Source organism: Nostoc sp., assembly GCF_054880495.1.
Window position 1 is genome coordinate 36,510 of record NZ_JBTYKD010000149.1, and the last position, 22,762, is coordinate 59,271.

Annotated in this window: 20 protein-coding genes and 1 riboswitch; of the genes, 6 read left to right on the forward strand and 14 right to left on the reverse strand. The window is 42.4% G+C overall.

The features are described 5' to 3' along the window. The first annotated feature begins 32 nt into the window (after positions 1–32). The gene (locus ACYTXL_RS15305; protein WP_461925471.1) at positions 33–1,724 is read left to right on the forward strand and encodes an alpha/beta hydrolase; all 1,692 of its coding nucleotides are present in this window, start codon (positions 33–35) and stop codon (positions 1,722–1,724) included. 31 nt (positions 1,725–1,755) lie between these two features. Here ACYTXL_RS15305 and ACYTXL_RS15310 read toward each other — a convergent pair whose 3' ends face one another. Then, complete coding sequence (locus tag ACYTXL_RS15310; RefSeq protein ID WP_461925472.1) at positions 1,756–1,887, reverse strand: hypothetical protein; 132 nt, start codon at positions 1,885–1,887, stop codon at positions 1,756–1,758. 444 nt (positions 1,888–2,331) lie between these two features. Next, positions 2,332–2,559 (reverse strand): hypothetical protein, encoded by a 228-nt coding sequence (locus ACYTXL_RS15315; RefSeq protein ID WP_461925473.1) that lies wholly within the window; start codon positions 2,557–2,559, stop codon positions 2,332–2,334. 129 nt (positions 2,560–2,688) lie between these two features. On the opposite strand from ACYTXL_RS15315, the gene ACYTXL_RS15320 reads away from it, so the two are divergent. Then, positions 2,689–3,360 carry a DUF6875 domain-containing protein gene (locus ACYTXL_RS15320; protein ID WP_461925474.1) on the forward strand — a complete coding sequence of 224 codons (672 nt, stop codon included), beginning with the start codon at positions 2,689–2,691 and terminating at the stop codon, positions 3,358–3,360. Positions 3,361–3,584: 224 nt separating this feature from the next. On the opposite strand, the gene ACYTXL_RS15325 is transcribed toward ACYTXL_RS15320, so the two are convergent. The 3 genes from ACYTXL_RS15325 to ACYTXL_RS15335 all read right to left on the reverse strand — a co-directional run bounded on the left by ACYTXL_RS15325 (position 3,585) and on the right by ACYTXL_RS15335 (position 6,245). Continuing rightward, on the reverse strand, positions 3,585–4,409 hold the full coding sequence (locus tag ACYTXL_RS15325; protein ID WP_461925475.1) for an ABC transporter permease: 825 nt from the start codon (positions 4,407–4,409) through the stop codon (positions 3,585–3,587). Positions 4,410–4,414: 5 nt separating this feature from the next. Further along, on the reverse strand, positions 4,415–5,197 hold the full coding sequence (locus ACYTXL_RS15330) for an ABC transporter ATP-binding protein (RefSeq protein WP_461925476.1): 783 nt from the start codon (positions 5,195–5,197) through the stop codon (positions 4,415–4,417). A gap of 106 nt (positions 5,198–5,303) precedes the next feature. After that, entirely contained in the window at positions 5,304–6,245 is a 942-nt protein-coding gene (locus ACYTXL_RS15335) for an ABC transporter substrate-binding protein (RefSeq protein ID WP_461925477.1), read from the reverse strand. Positions 6,246–6,925: 680 nt separating this feature from the next. On the opposite strand from ACYTXL_RS15335, the gene ACYTXL_RS15340 reads away from it, so the two are divergent. Both ACYTXL_RS15340 and ACYTXL_RS15345 read left to right on the forward strand, forming a co-directional pair. After that, positions 6,926–7,081, forward strand: a complete 156-nt coding sequence (locus ACYTXL_RS15340; protein ID WP_461925478.1) for a hypothetical protein — start codon at positions 6,926–6,928, stop codon at positions 7,079–7,081. Between the two features lie 89 nt (positions 7,082–7,170). Next, positions 7,171–8,181, forward strand: a complete 1,011-nt coding sequence (locus ACYTXL_RS15345) for an aldo/keto reductase (RefSeq protein WP_461925479.1) — start codon at positions 7,171–7,173, stop codon at positions 8,179–8,181. Positions 8,182–8,529: 348 nt separating this feature from the next. Here the strand turns inward: ACYTXL_RS15345 and ACYTXL_RS15350 are convergent, their stop codons facing one another. The 8 genes from ACYTXL_RS15350 to argC form a co-directional block, all read right to left on the reverse strand. Then, positions 8,530–9,879, reverse strand: a complete 1,350-nt coding sequence (locus ACYTXL_RS15350; protein ID WP_461925480.1) for a PQQ-dependent sugar dehydrogenase — start codon at positions 9,877–9,879, stop codon at positions 8,530–8,532. 1,373 nt (positions 9,880–11,252) lie between these two features. Continuing rightward, positions 11,253–11,519, reverse strand: coding sequence for a helix-turn-helix domain-containing protein (locus ACYTXL_RS15355; RefSeq protein ID WP_461925481.1), 267 nt, complete (start codon positions 11,517–11,519; stop codon positions 11,253–11,255). Positions 11,520–11,700: 181 nt separating this feature from the next. Beyond that, positions 11,701–12,507 carry a pentapeptide repeat-containing protein gene (locus ACYTXL_RS15360; protein ID WP_461925482.1) on the reverse strand — a complete coding sequence of 269 codons (807 nt, stop codon included), beginning with the start codon at positions 12,505–12,507 and terminating at the stop codon, positions 11,701–11,703. A 10-nt stretch (positions 12,508–12,517) separates the two neighbouring features. Beyond that, entirely contained in the window at positions 12,518–13,159 is a 642-nt protein-coding gene (locus ACYTXL_RS15365; protein ID WP_334910993.1) for a hypothetical protein, read from the reverse strand. A gap of 254 nt (positions 13,160–13,413) precedes the next feature. Further along, complete coding sequence (locus ACYTXL_RS15370; protein ID WP_461925483.1) at positions 13,414–13,566, reverse strand: hypothetical protein; 153 nt, start codon at positions 13,564–13,566, stop codon at positions 13,414–13,416. A 36-nt stretch (positions 13,567–13,602) separates the two neighbouring features. Further along, positions 13,603–13,866: a hypothetical protein gene (locus tag ACYTXL_RS15375; RefSeq protein ID WP_461925484.1), complete on the reverse strand. Its 264-nt coding sequence runs from the start codon at positions 13,864–13,866 to the stop codon at positions 13,603–13,605. 529 nt (positions 13,867–14,395) lie between these two features. Further along, a complete protein-coding gene (locus ACYTXL_RS15380; protein WP_461925485.1) occupies positions 14,396–15,667 on the reverse strand; it encodes a glycosyltransferase in 1,272 nt (423 codons plus the stop codon). A 160-nt stretch (positions 15,668–15,827) separates the two neighbouring features. Further along, positions 15,828–16,056: riboswitch (cyclic di-AMP (ydaO/yuaA leader) on the reverse strand. A 146-nt stretch (positions 16,057–16,202) separates the two neighbouring features. Continuing rightward, a complete protein-coding gene (argC, locus tag ACYTXL_RS15385) occupies positions 16,203–17,174 on the reverse strand; it encodes an N-acetyl-gamma-glutamyl-phosphate reductase (protein ID WP_461925486.1) in 972 nt (323 codons plus the stop codon). A gap of 790 nt (positions 17,175–17,964) precedes the next feature. On the opposite strand from argC, the gene ACYTXL_RS15390 reads away from it, so the two are divergent. Further along, on the forward strand, positions 17,965–19,128 hold the full coding sequence (locus tag ACYTXL_RS15390) for a choice-of-anchor tandem repeat GloVer-containing protein (protein ID WP_461925487.1): 1,164 nt from the start codon (positions 17,965–17,967) through the stop codon (positions 19,126–19,128). Between the two features lie 1,075 nt (positions 19,129–20,203). After that, positions 20,204–20,683 (forward strand): GAF domain-containing protein, encoded by a 480-nt coding sequence (locus tag ACYTXL_RS15395; protein WP_461925488.1) that lies wholly within the window; start codon positions 20,204–20,206, stop codon positions 20,681–20,683. A 202-nt stretch (positions 20,684–20,885) separates the two neighbouring features. Here ACYTXL_RS15395 and glpK read toward each other — a convergent pair whose 3' ends face one another. Beyond that, entirely contained in the window at positions 20,886–22,421 is a 1,536-nt protein-coding gene (glpK, locus tag ACYTXL_RS15400; protein ID WP_461925489.1) for a glycerol kinase GlpK, read from the reverse strand. Between the last annotated feature and the right edge of the window lie 341 nt (positions 22,422–22,762).

A 22,762-nucleotide genomic window follows, 5' to 3' on the forward strand; every position in this document is an offset into this window, starting at 1 on the left:
ATTTGAACCACATCTGTCGTAGGGGCACAGCAATGCTGTGCCCCTACCGCGTGGTCTATTTACCTGAAAATAGCTGTAAGACAGTTGCAGGTATCTTTGGCGCGTTGGGCAAAGCCCTTGCCGTAGGCATCACACTTACACAGTTTGGGGTAAATAGTTCAGCGATCGCAGCCGACACAGTTGTTGTGCGTTTGGGTTTATTTACAGAATCCATCTCTCTTGCTGAGTTGCAAAAGGCTGCAAAAACTGGGGAATTGTCTGGGAGTTTGCAGTCTTACACTAAAGGATTATCTGAAGAACAACGCCGCTTCCTCTTGGGGGCGTTGGCCATGAATGTACCGATAAATGTTGTCACTGTTAATAAGTTAGTTAATACTCAAATTGGTACAAGCATTCTCAATGACTTCGCTACGGCCTTAGTCCGAAAGGACAAAGCTGGGGTACAAGCACTGAGAGCAGGATTGGTATTAGGCTCTACTGCCCCAACAGGTCTTTCTATACTGAGTTTTATCGCTGCTTATCCGAGTAAACGCTTAGAGATCGATTTGCCACAGGCTTTTATAGTTGCAGGGAGTGTGAATACAGCTTTTTGGCGTACCCAACAATTTATGCTGGCGATCGCTCCTCAAATCTACCCCAAAACACCGCAGATTGCTTTCCCTTTTGATCCCAGCCAACCAGGAAACGCTCAAGTAAAAATACTCAAATTAAGCCTGAATGACCAAAAGCGTCATCGCCAAATTCCAGTTGATATTTATTGGTCAACTGCTGCAACTGTCAATAAACCCGTAATTGTCCTTTCTCACGGCTTTGCGTCAGTCCGCACGGACTTGCGTTACCTGGCAGAACACTTAGCATCGCACGGTTATGTAGTAGCAGCTTTAGAACATCCCGGTAGTAACCAGGCAAATACTAACTCAGCATTACAAGGCAAAACCAGAGTTATGAAGCCTCAGGAGTTTTTGGATCGCCCTCAAGATATTAGTTTTGTCCTCGACGAATTAGAAAAGCTCAACCAAACGGCTAATCATCCCCTGCAAGGGAAACTTGCAACCAGGAACGCGATGGTCATTGGCCATTCTTTTGGTGGTGGTACAGCTTTAGAAGTTGCTGGGGGGGAGTTACAACTACAACGACTCAAACAACGCTGTAAAAAGAACTTGACTAGCTTCAGTGAGGGAGAAGTTATGCAGTGCATCGCTCAAGAACTACCAGAAAATAGCTATCAACTACGGGATATTAGAATCAAACAGGCGATCGCTCTCAATCCGACAACTTCTCTGATGTTTGGCGAAACTGGGTTAACGAAGGTGCAAGTTCCTACCCTAGTGTTAGCAAGTTCCGCAGATAAAACCACCCCAGCTTTAACTGAACAGATTGTGGGATTTGAAAAAATCCCATCCCCAAAATGGCTAGTTAGTATAGTTGGGGGTACTCATCTGAGTGTAAAAGACCCCAGTACCACTTTGGATCAGATAGGACAACCGAATACACCCATTAGTGGTGGTGAAGTTGTGGGTGAACAAGCAGCTGATGTTCGCAAGTATGTTAAAGCTATAGCTTTGGCCTTTGCTGCACAGATGACTCCAGAAGCTAAAAACTACGCTATCTTTCTGACATCAGATTATGCCCAATTTGCTTCGACTGCCGCATTTCCATTTCGCCTAATTACACAGATTCCTCCTGATGCTATGGCAGTGGTGAAAGAATTTGTTGAGAAATAAGGGACTGACAATTAAAAAATATCCAATTTTATCAGGGAGCGAGTGCCTTGTCCAGAGTTGTCTGAGTGTCGGTTTTGACGCTCAATGATTCGTTGGCGCAGCCCGCCACAGCGAAAACTTGGAGCCTCAGTTTCCGAGGCTCTAAACTTTTCAAGACAGGCATCAGAACTTCTCCTTCCCTTCCCTTTATATCAGGACTTACGCAAACAATAGCTGAAAAGAATGATTTTTAGGTAGGGGTAATTCATGTGGCTTTAGCTGACCGCAGGGTATTGCCCCTACCGCGTGTAGTTTTGCGTAAGTCCTATATAAAGTTTAATTATATAGAATTACCCTAACTTGATATTCAACTCATATTTGCTGTTAAAACAATACTAAATTTTTATATTTAAAATAACTATTTACACATAAACTTTATAATATTTTCAATAAAAATATTATAAAGTTTATGTGTAAAAAAAGTAAGAGCATTTGCTGGATAATACATACACACATATTGTATCTAAAATGTCAAAAATACAATGAAGACAAGTTGCTTGCTACGAAAATAAGCTTGTGTATTTGTTGGGCTAAATTTATTTAAGTTCAGGAAAATACTAGAGCATTTTTATCTGCTACAAGCCACAGATAAGGGACTGACAACAAATAAATTATCCAATATTGTGGGGTGGGCAGCGTTCGACTGACTTATACTGACTTGTACTGAGCGACGTCGTTGGCGCAGCCTCTCGTAGAGAAGTAGCGTTGTCGTTGGCGCAGCCTCTCGTAGAGAAGTAGCGCTCACGCCGAAGTCCTGCCCGCCTTTGACTAGGGGCGGGCGAGATACCCACCCCATAAAAAGTAGTTGAGTATTTTTTTATTTGTCAATCCCTAAACCAAAAATCAAAAAATCAAGGCTTGTTTTGTTTACTTAGAGAATAATTAGTTTCAGTCACATAATATTTTCAAACATCCTTTCAAGCTCATGCAACTCTATACAACTCGTGAAATCGAACAACTCCACCAACACGAAAACCTTCCTTACTTAATTGAAATTATGGAGTGGGTAAAAAATTTTTTAGGAAAGCCTCATCCTAACTTGGGAAGACCCGGGGTAGTTTGCCCTTTTGTACCTCACTCTCTCAAGTCAAACAGTATTCGTCTGGCAGTTATTCGCGCAAAAGATTTGTATCCAGAACAACTAGAACAGATTGTTGGAGACTACCGAGATATCTTTCTGAGGATGGAAGTTAAAGAGCAGGAATTAGCAATCAATAAAGCTTTTTTACTTATCTTTCCTGATATCCATATAGAAGAAGCTTCTAAACTAATAGATAGTGTCCAACAAAAACTTAAACCTTTGTTTGTTGAGTCAGGACTAATGATAGGAGAATTTCATGAACTTAATGAAAGTCCTGGTCTGCACAACCCAAACTTTCGTCCACTTCGTAGCCCTATCCCCTTGTTGGCTATCCGGTTTATGGTTGAAGCTGACCTCCCCTTTCTTGATAATCCGGCTAATCCACACTTACGTATTCGATATCTGGAAGCTTATTTAAAGTGTTTTGGTGATAAATTTACAGATGAAACAAAGTTTAAAAATGCTCATCAAGCATTGGCTTTAGCGAAAGCACAAGTTACAACTATTTCCAGGTAAAACTTAAATTTTGACATGACTGGAGAATTAAGCAATGCTTTTTGGAGAAATTGAAAGAGAATGTTTATATTAACGAAAATTGGCGGGAATGCTATCCCTTCAAAGAGTGTCCAGAATAGCCGCCCGCCGATTTAGTCATTAGTCATTGGTACTAATGACTAATGACTCGAAATCCCCTGCCTTCAAGCTGGGGGATGAGTTAATTTGCCTTGTTGGGTGATAGTTTAACTACGTTTCATACCCCATTTTTGCACTGTTCTGATTTCAATTAATCGAAAAATATAATCGACAGCTAAACCCAAAATTGCAATCACCACTAATCCGGCAAATACGCGATCGGTTTGCAGGAAGTAGCGACTGTTATTAATCTGCCATCCCAAACCGCTAGTAGCACCCCCTGAACCAAACACTAACTCAGATGCAATCACGGTGCGCCAACCAAAAGCCCAAGCAGTTCTCAAGCCTGTTAAGATGTAAGGCAATGCAGCAGGGAGCATAATTTCTCGAATCAGTCTAAAACCATCTAGACCCAGGTTTTTCCCCACCATTAGAACCGTTGGATTGATGGTACTGAGTCCCATTTCTGTATTCAGGGCAATAGGCCAAGTTGTAGCATGGGCAGTAACTACGATAATCGAAACAGAAGTGAACCCAAACCAAATTATCACTAGGGGTAAAATAGCGATCGCAGGTAAGGGATTTAGCATCGAACTCAGCACAATTAGCAAATCTTGACCAAAACGAGAAACTTTGGCGAAAGCTGCTAAAGTCGTACCCACAATCACACCCAAGACCATACCAGTACATAATACCGACAAAGTGCTAAGTGTTGCTTGCAGAAGTTTTTGACTCAATAAATCTTGCCACAGTACTTCTAGGACTGCTATTGGCCCAGGAATTAGTAAGGCGGGAACTTGGGAAACCGATACATACAATTGCCAAAAAATCAATAGACCACAAAAAATTACTCCGCGCCTGAAAGTACTACTGGCTTGGAGATCAGCATATAATTTCTCAAATTTATGGGAATTTGCTGTTGTTCGAGTCACAAATTTCATACTCGAAAAGCCTCACGACGGGAATCATTGCTGAGTAAACTTTCTAAATAGGCAGCAACTTCGACAAACTTATTAGTGTTGATCTCATTAATCTCTGCGGTATCAACAATTTCTTTGACAGTTCCAGGTACTGGTGTCATCACTAAAACTCGATGTCCCAGGTAAACAGCTTCTTGTATGGAATGGGTGATTAAAATGATTGTCAACCCTGTATTCTGCCAAATAGTATTGAGTTCGTATTGCAGTTGAGTCCGTGTCAGCGCATCCAAAGCGCCAAAAGGCTCATCCATCAGGAGAACTTGAGGTTTTACAGCCAAAGCGCGGGCGATTGCTACCCGTTGTTTCATCCCTCCTGATAACTGATGGGGATACTTATTAGCAGCTGCTGAGACTCCCACCAAGTCGAGATATCTTACTGCTTCAGCAATGGCAGCTTTCCCAGCAGCTTTGCCTGTAGTCTCAAGGGCATAAACAACGTTTTCCACCACAGTCTGCCAAGGTAGGAGTTGTTCAAAATCCTGAAAGACAACCATCCTATCTGGACTGGGAACAGAGATGCGTTTACCTGCCATCAGTAATTCTCCGCTACTGATAGACTGAAAACCAGCGATCGCCTTTAACAGCGTACTCTTTCCACAACCCGATGGCCCAATAATTACAAACTTTTCTCCTGGTTTGACAGCAAAGCTAATATCTTCCACAGCCGTAAATTTATTCTTACCTTCGCTGTAGCTAATGTGTACATTTTTTGCTACTATTAACGATTCTAAATTAACCATGAATTTAACCAATTATGTGGGTTTAAGCCCCCCGCAACGCCAACGCACTGGCTTGACTTTGCGCTAAATCCCCGTTACAAAACTTAATTACGAATTACGAATTATTTTAATCTCCCCCAGCACCTCTAAGCGGTGGTAAAATCAATTCATCAATTGATTTGGGCTGCTTGTTTAACATCCCGATTTCATGCATAAATGCTCCACATTTGAGGAAGGCTCTTGGCTCAATCCCGTATGCCACCGCTTTATTCGTGAGCCACTTTTTATATTGCTCCTGTGAGATTTTCGCACCATCTATTTCTGAGAGAATTTTCGCCGCTTCATCAGGTTTTTCATTCACGAGTTTAGTAGCATCTGCAATTGCGGTATACAAAGCTTTACCAACCTCAGGATATTGATTGTAGAATTTTTCAGTCGTAAATACACTTGCTATGCTAGTCTTACCAAAAATATCAGAGCTTTTAATAATTACCCTACCACCTTTTTCAACTTCCTGAAATTCAAAAGGTGGCGTTGTAAAATGTGCATCAATTTGACCGGTTAACAGAGACTGCAACCCTAGAGGGTGAGCAATCACTTGCAGGTTTTGATCAAGTGCTGTGGGATTTCCTAAGTCTTTTTGTGCCACCTTCCGCAGTACAATTGCCTGTACCCCATCTAGAGATGGTAAACCAATTTTCATTCCTGGCTTGAAATCTTTGAGACTTTTAATATTGGGGTTTTTCGTTATTAGCCAAAACTCACTATAGTTAAGTGAAGCTAATATTTTCCAGCCCACACCTTTATCCCAACCTACGAAAAATGACCCAGGACCACCTGCACCAACTTGTATTTGATTAGCGATAATTCCATCCCTAATAGATCCACCATTCGATAATTCTTTCCATTCAAATTGTGTCTTGGGAAATTGTTTTTCTAAAATTTGCTGCTGCTTGACGATAAGTAGATTAGCGTAATTAATTCCAGGTTGATAGGCAATTGTTACTTTTTCTGGTGCTTGTGAAGCAGTTTGATTACCAGAAGCACAAGCTACAAATACAAACGTCAATAGTGCTAATCCAATCAAGAAACCCCACGTTCTAAATCTCTTGAATCTCATCACTTTTTGCCTTTTGTAAGATATTTATGTTATTTTCTAAATTAAACGAAAGTATCACACAGCTAGCAGCAAAAAACAAGGTCTTTTCAAGCTAGACTCTCACGGACCCTCCGCCCACAACGAGGGCATGAAAATTTCTCCCCCCACTCCCCATCTTGCACTGCCGTAATTTCTCCAGGGCTTTCACGCTCTTGGTAAGTTTATTGTAAAAACCTCTTGATTTTCATCACCAGTTGTGAGAAAGTCTGATTTAATATCTATAAAATACGGTAAATCGATAGAATTACAGTATTTTATAGTTTGAGTGGAAGTAAGCGGTGTTTTAGCTGTGCTTTAACTCCGGCAATATCCTATCAGACTGATTACAACTACAGAAGTCTAACAGCCATGTGATCAAGGCATCATACCAGCACTAAATACCTACATGACTTTCAGGAGAATCACCTCGTGTGCAAGTTACCTTCCAGTAGAGCGATCGCAAATTTCATTCCAAATCCGGTGAGATTAGCCTGTTTCTCTGGAGGTGGCTGTCCCGTGTCTGGTGCAAAGTTGCCTTGTAGCTTTTAGCTACTCATTTACTCACTCATGACTAGATTTTTGGATTATTTTTTGCCAGTGGAGAACATCTCATGCAAGCAGATGCTCAACGAGATTTATTTGAGCAAATTTATCTTGATGCACTGATTCGCGATCGGCAGTATCACAAACCCTTGAATGTCTTAGAAAAGCGCAATGCTGCCCGTGGTAATATTCCCGTGATTCAGAGAGAATTAGCTAATACTTAAAGCCAGCTAGGACACATTAATGAAGCACATCGAGCTTTTCAACTTGCATTAAAACTTTCACAACGTTATCAAAAAGTAGAGCAAACAGTATGACGACATACGTAAATTTGGGAAAAAGTGGACTGAAAGTATCACGCCTGGCTCTGGGTACTATGACCTATGGTTCTCGGAAATTGCGAGAATGGGTGCTGGAAGAAGAAGAGAGTCGCCCGTTTATTCAACTAGCTTTGGAATTGGGGATAAACTTCTTTGACACCGCCGATGTTTACTCTTTAGGTGCCAGCGAAGAAATTTTGGGACGGGCACTTAAGGATTTTGCAAAAAGAGATCAGGTCGTCATTGCTACCAAAGTCTTTAGTAAAATCGGTGATGGTCCCAATGATCGCGGACTGTCTCGCAAACATATTTTTGACAGCATTGATGCCTCATTACGGCGTTTACAAACAGATTACGTCGATTTGTATCAAATTCACCGTTGGGACTACGAGACACCAATTGAGGAAACCCTAGAGGCGCTCCATGATGTAGTCAAATCAGGTAAAGTTCGTTACTTGGGAATCTCAAGTGTTTACGCATGGCAGTTCGCCAAAGCTCTTTACACGGCTGACAAACACGGCTGGACTCGCTTTGTATCTATTCAAAACCATTACAACTTGGTTTATCGAGAAGAAGAGAGAGAGGTGATACCCTTATCTCTAGATCAAGGAATTGGGATTATTCCTTGGAGTCCCTTAGCGCGGGGTTTTCTGGCGGGGAATCGCAGCAAGGAAAGCTATGGCGAGACACTACGGGCTAAAACCGATGAATTTGCTCACAATCTCTACTATCAAGATTCAGATTTCCAAATAGTCGATCGCGTCGTAGAATTAGCCCAAAAACGCGGTGTTAAACCAACACAAATCGCCCTAGCTTGGTTGTTGCATCAACCGGGTGTGACGGCTCCAATTGTTGGTGCTAGCAAGATAGAGCATCTCAAAGAAGCAGTGGAAGCTGTGGATTTCAAGCTTTCCGATGAAGAGCGCAAATTCCTTGAAGAACCTTACACACCTCATCCCATCTTAGGACATCAGTACCCAACCGCCTCTACCAGTCGTTCATAGCAAATATCTGGTTACTGGGGACTGACGATTGGCGAGCATCTCACTTTCGTAAAAATCCTTGTCAAACCTCACCCCATCCCTCTCCTTACCAAGGAGAGGAAACAACAGTCTTGTTTCTCATCTGGTATATTTGCTTTCACTGAGATCCTCCCTATCTTTGAGGTCATCACGAAATCAAGCTTTCCATAAGGAATATGGCTGTGGATGTTTAATATGAGAAAATGTTTCATGCCAAGTTCGATACCACAGCTGAACGGCATCTTCTAAATCATCTAATTGATCGGGACGAATCATCACCACGATATGGCAAATTAGTTTTAAAGTACTACTTTAAAGTTTGCAGATCATTTACTTAGTGGGCATAGAGATTTCCCAAATTCCTTGATTTCCACCATATTCCAGAACATAAATCTTATTGCCGATAATCTCATCATCAATGGGATTACTAAAACCTTCGACAATGCGCGTAGCATTAAGTTTATAGCTGCTAGTTCCTACTTTAGTTAACTTTAAATGCAGTAGGTCTTGGCCGGCATCTTTAAAAGGACCTGGTAATGTTTCGCCAGTGGGGTCGCCTATTGTAAAACTCAACATGAATCCATCTCTTTTGAATTCTGGACTCATTACTCCTTGTGTATCAAAAACTAAGCCCAAAGGAGAACGGTGTGCTGTAAAACTGCTGACACTTTGCCCCAGAACACTGGCATCTTTGACTTTGCCATCTAGAGGATCGCGGTAATTGTCTGCGTCCGGCCCAAAATTAGGAATTGGTTCAATTAAGTTTACATTGGGCCGAATAGGAAAGGTTGGATCGTTACGATAGTAGCCTTTTGTGACTGCGCCAAATTTGGGGTTTAACAACAAGTCCTTGGCAGGATTATAATTGGGGAATTGTTGGGGATTGTCTGTCCCACCAATCCTCCAGGGGAAGCCGTAATTACCACCTAGACGTAGCCAATTTAATTCATCTGACATATCCCGATCGGGGCCATTTTCTGTGCCAAATAAATCCCCATTGGGTGCAAAAGCCATATCGAAAGTATTACGTGTTCCTTCTGCAAAAATATAGCCAGCTGCCTTTAAGGTTGCTCGATTGTTTGCAAGCAAGAGATTTTTGCCATTAGTAGGAAGACGGAGTATACAGGCAGTTAATCCTACTTCACGAGTATTGGGATATAGACCATTAACAGACTGAACCTCACCATGATCGGTACGAGAACCGCTATTTACATAGATAAAGTTACCATCCAGACTAACAATCACGCCGTTGAAGCGATGGTCATAGGCTGTTTTGCTTTTGGGATAGCCTGCACTCTGAGCTAAAATAGACCAGATACGTTGTCCTGTACCCGAATTAATTACGCCTTTAACAATAATTCCTTTGGTCTGGTTATTCACAAGGTCTACATTGCCAACCAAATAAATTGTACCGTTAGGACCAATGGCCATACCTTGAGTTTCACCTACATTATGATTAGTAGAGTTGTACACAAGTGTACTAGTAGAAGAGCCTAAATTGACTCGATAAATCTCACCATTTAGTTTGAGGTAATAGAGGGTATTGTTTCGTGGATCTTTTGCAATCCGAACAGAAGGAGAAACCGATAAGGTATTGATAATATTGCGAATCTTAATATCAGGACGCAGGGCTTGAGGTGCAGCATTTACTCCAGTAGTGCCATGATTTAATAGAACCATTGTAAATAACAGCGTTTTGGCAGTCAAAAAACACCTTTTTAGAGCGAACTTAGGGATAAATCTGCGTTGAACTTGGTTGGATGATTTAGTGCTATTCATTATTTTCTTCATAAAATAGTCAGATGATTTTGTTGGGAAATCTTCTTAATCACGACTTACGCAAAACTACACGCGCTCAGGGGCAATTCATGTAGACGAAGGCTGACCGCAGGGTATTGCCCCTAAGACGAAAATCATTCTTTGCGGCTATTGTTTGTGTAAGTCCTGTTGATCAGGGAAAAAATTTCAGAGATTACGGGGTGAAATAAGCAATGGGTACTAGCTGATAAATAGTCTCTTGTTCGCTAAGGCGAGCCTTCAGTCAAAGAACTATTTATAAGTGAAATGTGAATTACTTAAAACTCTAAGTTTAAATACAGTTGCCTTTATTAACCTAATTAATATCAATATTACTTAGAAAATATTAATTATCGATTTGGTTAGTTGATTATGCAAATGCTAAGTAATTGGGTCAAAATTCATTTATTTTAATTATTTTCCCCGTATTTTTTCATTTTCAACTGACCTGTAATTATTTAATTATCATGAAGTACAAGCTTACATCAACTTCTTTACTAAATCTTCAAAATGTAAAGTTTGTGATTTTTGCTAGCATTATAAAGTATTGTAAATTTTAATGAAGTTTTTTTTTCAAGCTTACTGTTTTTTTTAGTAAGGGTGACAATATTTTTCAGCTTAATACGGTATTCTCGTTAAGTTAAGTTTCAATATCAATTTTTGTTTGTAAAAAAAATACTTTTATATTAAAGAAATACATTTTAAAATAGATAAGTTAAAGTTATAGATTATCAAGAGCGTTTTGGAGGTTAATAACACTTAAGCTTTACATAAATTTTATATAGCGGTTCTGGTCTCTTGTAAGGTACAAGAACCCCACCCCAACCCCCTCCCCGCCTGCGAGGAGGGGGCTATGATTCACCTCATCTGATTAGTGGGACTTAGACAAAAAACACCCAGAAAAAAGCCTCCAATCTATATACAGAGAGACTTTGACATCGTTTTGCTTGGTTGATTGATATATCTGGGTTTGAGCCATTTTTGAGCATTTGGTGTATTTCCCTTACCCTGCATGGGTTTGAGGCTTGTTTCTCCCCGAAAAATGTTTAAGTCCCGTTAGGAAACCCTATTAGGACTTATGCATTGTACAAATTCATCATGATGTGTATTAACAAAAATAGGTTGTTTTAGGCTTTTATTAATTATCGTTTGATCGTAAATAGACCATATTGTAGGGGTTTAGCAATGCTAAACCCCTACGAAAGATGTGGCTTTTCACTTATACATATTTACTATTTATTGTCAATGCGTAAGTCCTAGCTATATGCTTGCTTTAAGTAGTGACATTCTCCCATCACTGACTTGGAGTACCAGTAGTAATTTGGGTAAGGAGTATCGGCACTGATGATGTATTCCGACTTAAGACTACAAGCATTAACCGCACACTTACGCGATTTTATCCAGTCCCTTCGTTCATTCAACGCATAGTTGTAGACACGGCGCGATTGCTCCAGCCAATTAAGCATAATACTTTCGGCATTGGTGTCTGGATAAATTCGGTAGCTGTATGTGAGGTTAAGCATACAACTATTATAGCATTTCTAGGGAGATTTATTTGTCTCCTAACCAATCAATCTAATGGCAACTCCTCATACATCGGAGATATAATCGTCGCTGCCCGCCTATCCATCCCGTCGCTGATCGAAGCGATAGAGCGCGGGGCTTCCGGCGACTAGCTAAACGTCAATTACTTTTTCAGGGTAACTAATCGTGCCTTGAAGCGTCAGGCATAATTGCCTCCTGAAGATTTACGCCGTTGAGGTGAGCTAACCTAAGGTCAGCTCCTCTAAGGTTAGCTCCTCTGAGATTCGCCCCTGCCAAATTCGCGCCTCTAAGGTTAGTCCAACTCAAATCAGCTTGACTCAAATTAGCTTCACTTAGGTTAGCCCGCAGCAGATAAGCACCAGTCAGGTGAGCTTTGTTGAGATTAGCTTTGTAAAGGTCAGTTTCATAAAGATAAGCCCCCAACATTTCCGCCTCGTATAAAGTTGCTTCGCTGAGGTCAGCCGCAATCAAGTTAGCTTCAGTGAGGTTGGCAAAAGAGAGATTAGTCCGTATTAACTTCGCTGCTCCTAAATCGGCATCTCTCAAGTTGGCACCTCTTAAGTCAGTTCCAATTAGATTAGCATGAGCGATCGCAGCGCCTCTAAGATTCGCCTCACTCAAGTCAGCTCCAATCAAATTGGCATGACTCAAATCTGCCTGCGTAAGTATAGCACCACTCAACTTAGCAACACTCAAGTTAGCATCACTCAGGTTAGCTTCAACGAGGAAGGCTTTGTAGAGGTTGGCACTACTGAGGTCAGCACCACTGAGGTTTGCTCGCACCAGTAAAGCATTAGCCAAATCCACCTTGCTCAAGTTTACCCCCTGGAGGTTTGCGCCTCTGAGGTTATCCCCTTGCAGGTTTGCGGCGCTGAGGTCTGGTTCAATCTGAGGATTTTTCTTTCTCCACTCAATCCATATAACTGCACCTGCTTTGAGTAAAGCTAGATGCTCTCGATTTGCCATTTTCTCTCCTTTACTCCTGACGCCCACCCAGAGGATTTGCCCGACCTGCTACACTTTCAATCGCCGTTAACGCTCCCGCCGCACCTGCGAGAATATCTTGCTCTTTTCCACCTAAGTAAAGCCGTCCAAAGCTGCCTACAGCTTGAACCTCAAGAATGTTAATCGCCGCCGCTTTCTCCGCTTCATTCGCCGCCAGTGCGGCATAAGCAGCAGGCTCCACTTCTAATACATACAGCGTTTGCCCTGCTAGTAGTAGCTGTCCCCGGCGGGTGCGATTAATAAGTTGTGTTTGGTAAGCATCGATGTTGCGGATAATTTGGCTAGAAACAACACGCGGTTTGAGACATTCCTCTCTTCGGACTCCCAGTAAGGCCAAAATGGCTTGACCAGCAGCTCGCGTTTCGCCTTGGGAGCTAGAATGAACTTCCAATAGTCCGTACAGTCTTTCAACTACCTGCACTCCGGGACGGACAGAGGCAGCTTTCAGGGCTACATCCGTAATCTTATTAATTTCGATACCAGGAGAGATTTCAATCCACAATGATGTATCCCCTGGTAATGGTAAGAAGCCTTGAGCTACTGTTCCCATATATGCTGCATGTTGAGGTTGCAGGCTGTCGAGAAATACGAAACTGCGTAGCTCTATTCCCAAGATTTTGCTCTCCAGTCATAAGGGTAAAAGTTATCTATTGCAAGATATGAGCGCCTAACTTGGGGCATTTTAGCCACAAGTGAAGGATGGAAAAACACAAAGTAGAAAAATTTTGCTGTCGATAAATTTTACACCTGAGAAGTACTCTAGCAGTAAAACCGCTTTGACAATTGTACAAGTTTTATTAGGCACAAATCGAGCAGTGCTTGGGTCGATTTACTGATATAATTGATATTATACTCAGTACCCTGGCGTCAGTTTGAGTTAATTGCGATCGCTCTACCATGTTTTTCTACCACAATAGACTGAGCGATGTCTGACGACAAGCCCTCCTCCTCTAGGCTAATCCCCATCCGGTGCGTTTCCCCACAGTTTTGATCGTAAATAGATTCTCCTCGTTTAGACACGGAGAATTGCACCGATAATCTTAATTGGAATCAATGTCAAGGGTTATAGTCCATGTAACTCGAATACTTCAACCCAACCCAATCTCCATGTTCAGTAAGACCAAACTTGTACCCATATCCAACATCCCAAAAGCAAAACATATATCGTTGAATTTGTTGGAAATTGTTACGCATGAATTGGGTAACAGGTTTTTCCGATGAACCTCCATCATACTTAACTTTAAAATAGTAAGGATCGTCATCAAACATCTTTCCTGCTTTTAAGGCAAGTTCGATTGCGATCGCTTCCTTTGAGGACATTGTGCAAATAAGGACTCCAGGAATCACCTTTACGCTCACGCCGAGAAGGGGCATACTTATATCGAGGATACTCTTTTGGGTCTGTTGGCATCCCCCGACGTGCTATCCCTTTCGATGTTTTAAATCAGAAGTTTGAACAAAGCCTTCTGACAATAATAAATTCCAGCAATTCAGTTCTCCCCTATTCTCTGTATTCCAGACAAACGGCTGACGATTCTCTGTATAATTTCTAAGGCGACTAATAAGTTCTTGCGTTTCTGGGTGCATAAATCATCAAAGTGTAAATTTGTGCATTAACAAGCACCTTTCAAAATAAGGATATCCACCGTCAGCAAGTGAGGATAATTCTCTGTTGTGGGCGTTTGCTTTCATAATATACAGAAATTTTCTAGAGAATATCTATATTATCTTTTCTATGTTTATATATCTAAATTCAATTAAAATATTGTAGGATGGGCAAGATGCCCGCCCTAATTATGTCAATTTAAGGTGGAATACCTGATTAGTTCCGCGCTCAAAGCTGTAAAAATTAAACTGCAATTCGGGGTCGGGTATTGGGTGCAGTTTCAGCCAGCAAACGAGTGTAAAGTTGAGTCAGTCGAAATGCTACACTATACCAACTAAACGCAATTTCTGTCCGTTGTCGAGCCGCTTCACCTAACTGGTTTCGCCAAGCTGGATTGATGAGAATACGGTCTATGGCAGCAGCAAAAGCTACTTCATCTTTGGGGGGCGCAAGTAAGCCCGTTACTTCTGGTACAACAGTAAACTGTAACCCGCCAACATCACTAGCTACAACTGGAGTCTGACTCGCCATTGCCTCAATAGCAACTAAACCAAAAGGTTCGTAGTGACTAGGGACTACGCAGACATCGGCGGCGGCGTAGTAGAAGGGGAGGACAATTTCATCTAAGCGACCGGGAAAGGTTGTACAATTTTCTAATCCCAGTTCAGTAACGATGCTGGCAATGCGATGGCGTTCAATTCCATCACTCTGACCTGGACGGCTACCACCCCCAATGACTAGCTGGAGGTTAGCTTCACCCCTGAAACTAGACTTGGCAATGGCTCGTACTAAGGTTTCAATTCCTTTGCGTTGGTCAAAACGACCAACGTAAAGAACCATCTTGGCATCTGCTGCAATTCCCAACTTTTCCCGCGCCGCAGATCGGTGAATTTGCCCAAACTTGTCAGTATCGGTGCCACAGGGAATCATTTCAATGTTTCCTTGGCTGGAAACAAGTACTCGCATATGCTTTTGTTCTTGCGGACTGGTTGCAACTACACAGTCTATAGTTTCTAAACAGGCTTTTTCTACAGCTAATCGCTGGGCTGCAATTACGGGAACATCACCAATCGTTCTGTATTTAACCGCTCCTAAAGAGTGGTAAGTATGCACCTGAATCAGTGGTTGCTGCTTTTTCAATTCCATGCCAATCCAAGATGATAACCAGTAGTTGGTATGAATTAGAGAGTAATGGAACCCTTGTTGCTGCTGGAATCGTTGGAATTCTTCGATAAATTCAGGTAAATAGTCGAACAAGTTATCTCGCCCGATAAACTCAGCTGGTCCCGCTTCTAACCGAATAGTACGACAGTTTGGACTATGTTGGATAATCGCAGCTTGTTCAGGACTACTACGACGAGTGAACATATCCACTTGCCAACCTTGCTGGGCTAGGGCATAACCTACTTGACGCACATAGACATTTTGACCCCCAGCTTCTTCTTGACCAATTTCAACCGCCGGGTCGCCATCAACAGAAATTAGGGCAATGGGATGTTTCTTATTCTGGAACATAGCTGATTTTCACCTCTAGGCAAATAATCCTGCCTCAGACGCCAGAAATCAAGATATTGTTATCCTCTCTCAAGGCCGAGGGCAGGCACAACGAACCGCAAAGTTACCAGCCAAAGGACAATTACGAGAACAAGGCATTACTTGTAAGAATGCTGCTCGTTTAGTCTCCTCTCAATGCCGACGAAGTTAGTTGACGGGCTAGGACTGAGAGATGTCCTTCTTCAGAAAGTTATGAGTTATGAGTTATGTATTTAGTAACTTTTTAACTTCTCACTCTTAACTCCTCACTCCTGACTATTAACTCCTAACTTTCTTCAAGATACGCCCCTAGTTTGGTTCCTCCGCTCCGGTTTACCCTTATTCAAAAATGGTTTCAGGGAATATAGTGGATTAGGCAGACTGATTTATTTTTCTTGAAATGTTTATAACCTGTGAACATCATATATGTCAAGAGTCTGAACAAAAAAGTGTGATTTCAATCACATTAAGGCGCGTCTTACTGTCCAGACTAAAATGGTGTAATAGGCTGGTATTATTACAATCCCAAATCTTCTGGAAAACCCAGCATGATGTTTAGGTTTTGGATTGCGGCTCCCGATGCGCCTTTGCCCAAGTTGTCAAGACGAGCAACTAGCAACACTTCTTTGGTAGTGTCATTGGCGAATATAAAAACCTGAACAATATTGGTGCCGTTGATTGCCATCGCATCTAGAAATATTCCATCCCTCAGTAGAGTAGAATCTTGGAATGGAGCAACCTGGACAAATTTTTCACTTTGGTAGTAGTCAGCGATCGCTTGATAAATCACCTCACCTGATGGGGGATTATCTAAAATTCCTAGCGGCAAAGGCACCTGTACCAACATTCCCTGCTCAAAATCTCCCACTGCCGGTACGAACAGGGGCGGTGATGCTAACCCCGAATACTGATGCATTTCCTTAACGTGCTTATGCCCAAACTGCAAACCGTAGATGCCATAAGGGTAGAGCGACTCTGCCCCGGCTTGCTGCTCATGGAAGCTATAGTATTGTTTGATCAGATTCTTTCCGCCACCAGAGTAACCTGACACTGCATTAACGGTGATCGGAAAATTACTCTTCAGCAGTCCCTTAGCAATCAACGGACCGATACAAGCCAAAAATCCTGTAGGATAACAGCCCGGATTGCTGACAAACTGGGCGCTGGCGATTTTCTCTCGCTGTCCTGGATTTAGTTCAGGAAAACCATATACCCAGTCTTTAGCTGTGCGATGAGCGCTACTAGCATCCAGGATCTTCACCGTATTAGTACTGACTAAGCTCACAGCTTCGCGGGCTGCGTCATCAGGCAGGCAGAGAATGATCACATCGACGGCATTAATTAGTTTGGCTCGCTCAGTTGCATCCCGATGTTTAGATGCCTCAATGCTAACTAACTCGATATCATCGCGTTGGTTGAGGCGTGAGAAAATCTGTAAGCCTGTGGTTCCTGATTCCCCATCAATGAAAATCTTCGGTTTAGTAGTCATGCGCTTCTTATATGTAAGTGATGTTTTGACTGATTAATCCTTACTTGACTTTTGGTAAATGAATTATAAACCACGTCTATCTTGAAACCTGTAATTCTTCGGTGATCAAAAGGATTTGCCCTCATCCCCCAACCCCTTCTCCCAGATTTGGGGTGAGGGCAAAAACTACGCTTATAAACTTAGATGAGGTTTAAAAGTCAATACCTTTGCCAAAAATAGAGGTAATCTAGCTTTGCGATCGCAGAGGTCAAAGTTTAATTAACTTTTTTGTATTCCTGAGGATATCTAAATTTGTGTTGGCCACGACATCTAAAAAATAATGAGTATGTTATTCTACTTAACGAGGTCATAAATGATCTAACTTTCAGCAATTAACCTAAGTGTGAATACAGGCATTGCGGTATAGGCAGCCAGAGGATTTCTGAATTCTTCCTGACCTAGACTATACCAAAATTTCTGGTGAGTTCTCACTAAAAGCTAGTTTAAATAACGGATTTTATAGCTGTTTTCCATTGTCTGGAATACATATCTGTTGAGGAGTGCAAAGTCTTGCGCTCTATAACGTATTGCATCCATACAAGAATCGCTATATCCAGTCTGAGGGAGATTCATAAAAATAAATCGAAGAGCGTTATTAAAACGAATAACTAACTACGCTCACAACGAAACCACGTTTTGCGGAGCAGTTCCGGTTCGTAAGTGCGTCTCACGGATGGGAAAAAGGTAGGCTCTTCGATTTAATTTACCGCTAAGTGCCTGAGCAAATTTTTGTAGGAGTTAAGTAAACAAGATGAATCTGTGCAAACAACGTCAAAGCAAGAATAGGGTATTGATTTTAACTTCCCTGGCTGTGTTGGCGTCTCCAGTAGTATTGCCTTTGCAACAAGCCTTTGCAGGAACATTAACCACCGTTGTAAATTTTAACGGTACTAATGGAGCAGCCCCAAGTGCAGGTGTGCTTTCAGGGAGCGATGGCAATCTTTATGGAACTACTTCCACAGGTGGTACGCAAAGTAAAGGAACAGCATTCAAATTAACTGGTGCTACTTTTAGTACTCTGACCACACTAGTTAACTTCACTGGAACCAATGGAACCAACCCAGTTGCGAGATTATTCCAAGCAAGTGATGGCAATCTATATGGTGCGACCTTTACAGGTGGTACAAATAACTCCGGTACGTTGTTTAAGTTGCAAAAAACAACTTTTACAACTCTGACAAATCTTTGGAATTTCAATGGCACTAATGGAGCCAAACCAGTAGGTCGATTGATTTCAGGTAGCGATCGCAACTTGTGGGGGATAACTTCTGCTGGTGGAGTCAACAATAAAGGAACTGTATTCAAGATTCCGCTAACTGGTGGTGTCCCCGCTGTTGTAGTTAACTTCAACGGTATTAATGGCGCAACTCCATTAGCAAGGTTGCAATTAGCTAGTGACGGAAACTACTATGGCACCGCCTCAGCAGGTGGAGCAACTAATAAAGGTGTGGTGTTCAAGTTAACTCCCGCAGGAGTAATAACTTCATATAGCTTTACTGGTGCTAATGGGCAAAGTCCCCAGGCTGGATTAATTGAATCTGCTAAATTTATCTATGGCACGACTTCCTTAGGTGGAGCCAGTAATAAAGGAGCTATATTCAAGGTTCCGCTCGGTGGCGGTACACCGGTTTTAGTTGCTAGCTTTAATGGCACCAATGGAGCTAACCCCACAGCTGCACTCACAAAAGGAAGTGACGGTAACTTCTATGGCACAACTTCTACAGGTGGTGCAAATAATAAAGGAGCCATCTATCGGTTGACTGGAGCAACTCTCACTTTGTTATTTAGTTTTAATGGCACGAATGGGGCAACTCCGCAGTCCACACTAATTCAACTTGCTAATGGTGCATTTTACGGTACCGCCTCTACTGGTGGCGCTTCTGGGCAAGGAACTGTGTTTAAATTTACACCATAGTCTCAAAGATGACCTACGTGCAAAATAAATAGTAGAACGTAGATTTTTCCACTTTCAGATAGTCACTAAGCGTGACTATTTGAAACTGGAAAAAGTAGGAGTTATTTTATTGATTAATTTTTGAATGAAATTAGCCTGCTTTCACCATCCATATCAAAAAGCTCAGAATTGTTTCAATAGGAGGAAGAGGATAATCTAGTGAACTACCCTGCCGTAAGACGGACGTAGCTCTCCCAATTCATTGGGAATAGCCATCAATTACTCCGTGGTTTTTTTGGTCTGACATTCCCTCCTCTTGTCAGGAGTCGTGGTTCCCAAGACCCAAATCTTTTATGGAATGTGGCATTATCGTAAATAAAAGGGTTTAAGACCCCTACGTATACACGTAGCCTCAGTTTCAGTCGGGGTTTAAATCCCCGTCTGAAAATGTCTTTAATTACGAATTACGAATTACGAATTACGAATTATTTAACCATTACTACAAATTTTCCAGGTTCGAGTGTTGGAACCAGAGAAGTTTCTCTTCCTCGTCTCAAAGACAGTTCAGTTACATGCTCCCTCGATAGTAAAAGAGGCTATTAAGTTTTGGTTACACAGTGCTGCAATCATGTTCACCCGTCCCTCTCTACGAGACGCTACGCGAACACGTCGCCCTGACTTAAGTGCATGGAAACGTCTCCCTGTTTCATTCCAAGCATAATCATATTGATCTCGATTATCCTAGGACTTACGCATTGACAAAAAATACCAAATATGTGTTAGGTGAAACCCCATATCTTTCGTAGGGGTTTAGCATGCTAAACCCCTACAGCATCGTCTATTTAGGATCAAAGGATAATTAAGAAAAGCCTGAAACAACCTATTTTTTTTTAATGTCCTATATCCATCCCAGACTCATCAAGATAGACAATCTTTTCAGCAGATAGGGTGGACAACTGTGCTTTCGTTGCTATGCTGGTAAAAAAGAGTGCTGATTAAGCCACGCTTATCAATCAGGACACGGTAGAATCGGGCTTGCGGCGATTAGCGATAACAAAAGCTTATATTATATCGGGGATAGGTAAAACGCACACGTATGGTTAACTTTGCAAATTCGTTATGTGAACTAAGATCCATTCTCGCCCGCCAAGATGTACGTGCTGCGATTATCTTCCTGAACGGACTTACTGAGCATCGCTTCACATCGCTGTATCGGTTCGATGACCAAACACTGCATAACATTTGCTTTTTCGATCAGGATAATCCCACAGAAGAATTAATGCCGGACATTCCGGTGATGGCCTCATATTGTGTTTTTGTCCGTAGCAGACGCGGCACGTTCACGATACCTGACTCGCTCCAAGACGAGGGGCTTCGCGGCCACCCAAAGTGGCAAGAGGTGCGAGCTTACTGCGGCGTGCCACTGCTGGATGAAAACGGTAAGATGTTTGGGACGATCTGTCACTTCGACTTCCGTCCACTTCCAATAAGCAACGTAAACGTCGAACTCATGGAGGCGGTAGCGCCATTGATAAGACGGATCGCAGATGGCATGACCAAATCAGTAGAGAAATAAGTTACTACTCGTTTACACCACAACTACCGCCGCTACGTTTTTGGACAATGTATTAGAAAAAAAACTTTTTACCGAAAGTCTCTCATGTTCTGGGGCGATAAGGACGGATATGGGCATTATTAATTAATCCAGTTACATAACTCGCGGGAGCAAGGTTGGATTCAGTTAATTCCGCCTAATAAGACCCAATTCCTATGAAAGGCTACTCCGTCCAAGCGAGAGTGCGTTTCACTGCCTTTTGCCAAGTCGCAAAGTTGGATAATCGGTTATCGCTCCCTGGCTCAAACACACGTTCAATCTGCCGTTGTTGCACCAATGCTTCATGGCTCTCCCAAAATCCTACAGCTAAACCTGCTGCAAATGCTGCACCCTGAACGGTCGTATCGCGCATTCTCGGACGTTCAACTGGAATACCTAGCACATCAGCCTGAAACTGCATTAGGAAATTATTCTCGCAAGCACCACCATCTACAGTTAATCGCCCAACTGGAGTACTGTTAGATGCATTTATCGCCTGCACCACCTCCAGAACTTGATAAGCGATCGCTTCCAACACGGCGCGAACTAGATGCTCTGGTTCTACACTGGCGGTAATGCCGAAAAAGGCTCCCCTAGCGCTCATATCCCAGTAGGGGGCACCCAATCCACTAAATGCAGGCACAAAATATACTCCGCCATTATCTTTTACCTGATTGGCCATTGCTTCAGTTTCATCAGCAGTTTTAATCAGCTTCAGGCGATCGCGTAACCATTGGATACAACTGCCACTAGTAAAAATACTGCCTTCGAGAGCATAGCCTACATCTAAATTATCCCTTGACTTCCTTTGTGTCCATGCCACCGTGGAAATAAGCTGATGCGGCGACCGCACAATTTGATTACCTGTGTGAGCTACCAAAAAGCTACCAGTCCCGTAAGTACATTTGATCATACCGGGGCGATGTCTACGACGGCCTAAGCCTACGCAGCCATGACCAAATAGAGCAGCTTGTTGATCTCCCAAGATGGCAGTGATCGGTATTTCAGCGCCCAACAAAGTAGCATCAGTAACTCCAAATACTCCTAAACTAGGCTGAATCTGGGGCAAAATATGAGCCGGAATCTGAAACAGATCCAGTAGTATGTCATCCCACTCACAGGTTTTGAGATTCATCAACATTGTACGGCTAGCGTTGCTGTGGTCAGTAGCATGGACTTTCCCACCTGTGAGGTTCCACAGCACCCAGGTATCAATAGTTCCTGCCAAGACATTGTTCAGGTCAATATCAGTAAAATTGTCTAATAGCCATCTGAGTTTGGTAGCAGAAAAGTAGGCATCGATAATTAATCCGGTGCGATCGTAAATTTCTTGAGCGTAGCCTTGCTGTTGTAACTGATGGCAAAGGGGAGCAGTGCGGCGATCTTGCCAGACGATCGCTCTTTGGAGTGGTTTACCAGTAGTTTTGTCCCAAATCAAACAGGTTTCACGCTGTACAGTCAGTCCCAAGGCTGCGATCGCGGATGGAGTAATCTGGGCATTCCCAATGGCGGTTTGCATCACCCAACAGGTATCTTGCCAGATTTGTTGCGGGTCATGCTCTAACCATCCGGGCTGAGGATAATACTGAGTTAGTTCTTTGTATGCCTGTCCAACAATCTGGCCGTCTGCGTTAAATACAAAGGCACGGTTGCCTGTCGTACCTAAGTCCAGTGCTAAGATGTAGCCCGATGATGGAGTTGTGTTGCTAACTATGTGCATAGGCGCTTTGACAAGATATAGATTATTTTGTGTACATTTTGAATTGGGTGATCGCCTAGCGTCTACGCAAGAGAATATAGCAGTTATCGATTGGATGAGAATACCAAAGTCCTTACTGTAAAATCATTTCAGGCAAGTTTTTGTATCTCACTCAACTGCACACCGCTATAAGGTTGACCGAATAATTACTAATTCATAATTAAACACACTCTACCGTATTGAGCGTGAGCGCATTCTTTTCCTGTCTAAGGGATTTCCCAGAACAAATAAATTATTCAATCTTGTGGGGTGGGCAGGAAAGCCCGCTCCTAGCCAAAGACCAGGGTAAGCGCATCTCAAAT

Excerpts from the sequence above, each read along its gene's own strand:
- ACYTXL_RS15305 (WP_461925471.1), top strand. The coding sequence starts at position 33 with ATGCTGTGCCCCTACCGCGTGGTCTATTTACCTGAAAATAGCTGTAAG.
- ACYTXL_RS15310 (WP_461925472.1), bottom strand. The coding sequence starts at position 1,887 with ATGCCTGTCTTGAAAAGTTTAGAGCCTCGGAAACTGAGGCTCCAAGTT.
- ACYTXL_RS15315 (WP_461925473.1), bottom strand. The coding sequence starts at position 2,559 with ATGGGGTGGGTATCTCGCCCGCCCCTAGTCAAAGGCGGGCAGGACTTC.
- ACYTXL_RS15320 (WP_461925474.1), top strand. The coding sequence starts at position 2,689 with ATGCAACTCTATACAACTCGTGAAATCGAACAACTCCACCAACACGAA.
- ACYTXL_RS15330 (WP_461925476.1), bottom strand. The coding sequence starts at position 5,197 with ATGGTTAATTTAGAATCGTTAATAGTAGCAAAAAATGTACACATTAGC.
- ACYTXL_RS15340 (WP_461925478.1), top strand. The coding sequence starts at position 6,926 with ATGCAAGCAGATGCTCAACGAGATTTATTTGAGCAAATTTATCTTGAT.
- ACYTXL_RS15345 (WP_461925479.1), top strand. The coding sequence starts at position 7,171 with ATGACGACATACGTAAATTTGGGAAAAAGTGGACTGAAAGTATCACGC.
- ACYTXL_RS15350 (WP_461925480.1), bottom strand. The coding sequence starts at position 9,879 with ATGGTTCTATTAAATCATGGCACTACTGGAGTAAATGCTGCACCTCAA.
- ACYTXL_RS15355 (WP_461925481.1), bottom strand. The coding sequence starts at position 11,519 with ATGCTTAACCTCACATACAGCTACCGAATTTATCCAGACACCAATGCC.
- ACYTXL_RS15360 (WP_461925482.1), bottom strand. The coding sequence starts at position 12,507 with ATGGCAAATCGAGAGCATCTAGCTTTACTCAAAGCAGGTGCAGTTATA.
- ACYTXL_RS15375 (WP_461925484.1), bottom strand. The coding sequence starts at position 13,866 with ATGTCCTCAAAGGAAGCGATCGCAATCGAACTTGCCTTAAAAGCAGGA.
- ACYTXL_RS15380 (WP_461925485.1), bottom strand. The coding sequence starts at position 15,667 with ATGTTCCAGAATAAGAAACATCCCATTGCCCTAATTTCTGTTGATGGC.
- argC (WP_461925486.1), bottom strand. The coding sequence starts at position 17,174 with ATGACTACTAAACCGAAGATTTTCATTGATGGGGAATCAGGAACCACA.
- ACYTXL_RS15390 (WP_461925487.1), top strand. The coding sequence starts at position 17,965 with ATGAATCTGTGCAAACAACGTCAAAGCAAGAATAGGGTATTGATTTTA.
- ACYTXL_RS15395 (WP_461925488.1), top strand. The coding sequence starts at position 20,204 with ATGGTTAACTTTGCAAATTCGTTATGTGAACTAAGATCCATTCTCGCC.
- glpK (WP_461925489.1), bottom strand. The coding sequence starts at position 22,421 with ATGCACATAGTTAGCAACACAACTCCATCATCGGGCTACATCTTAGCA.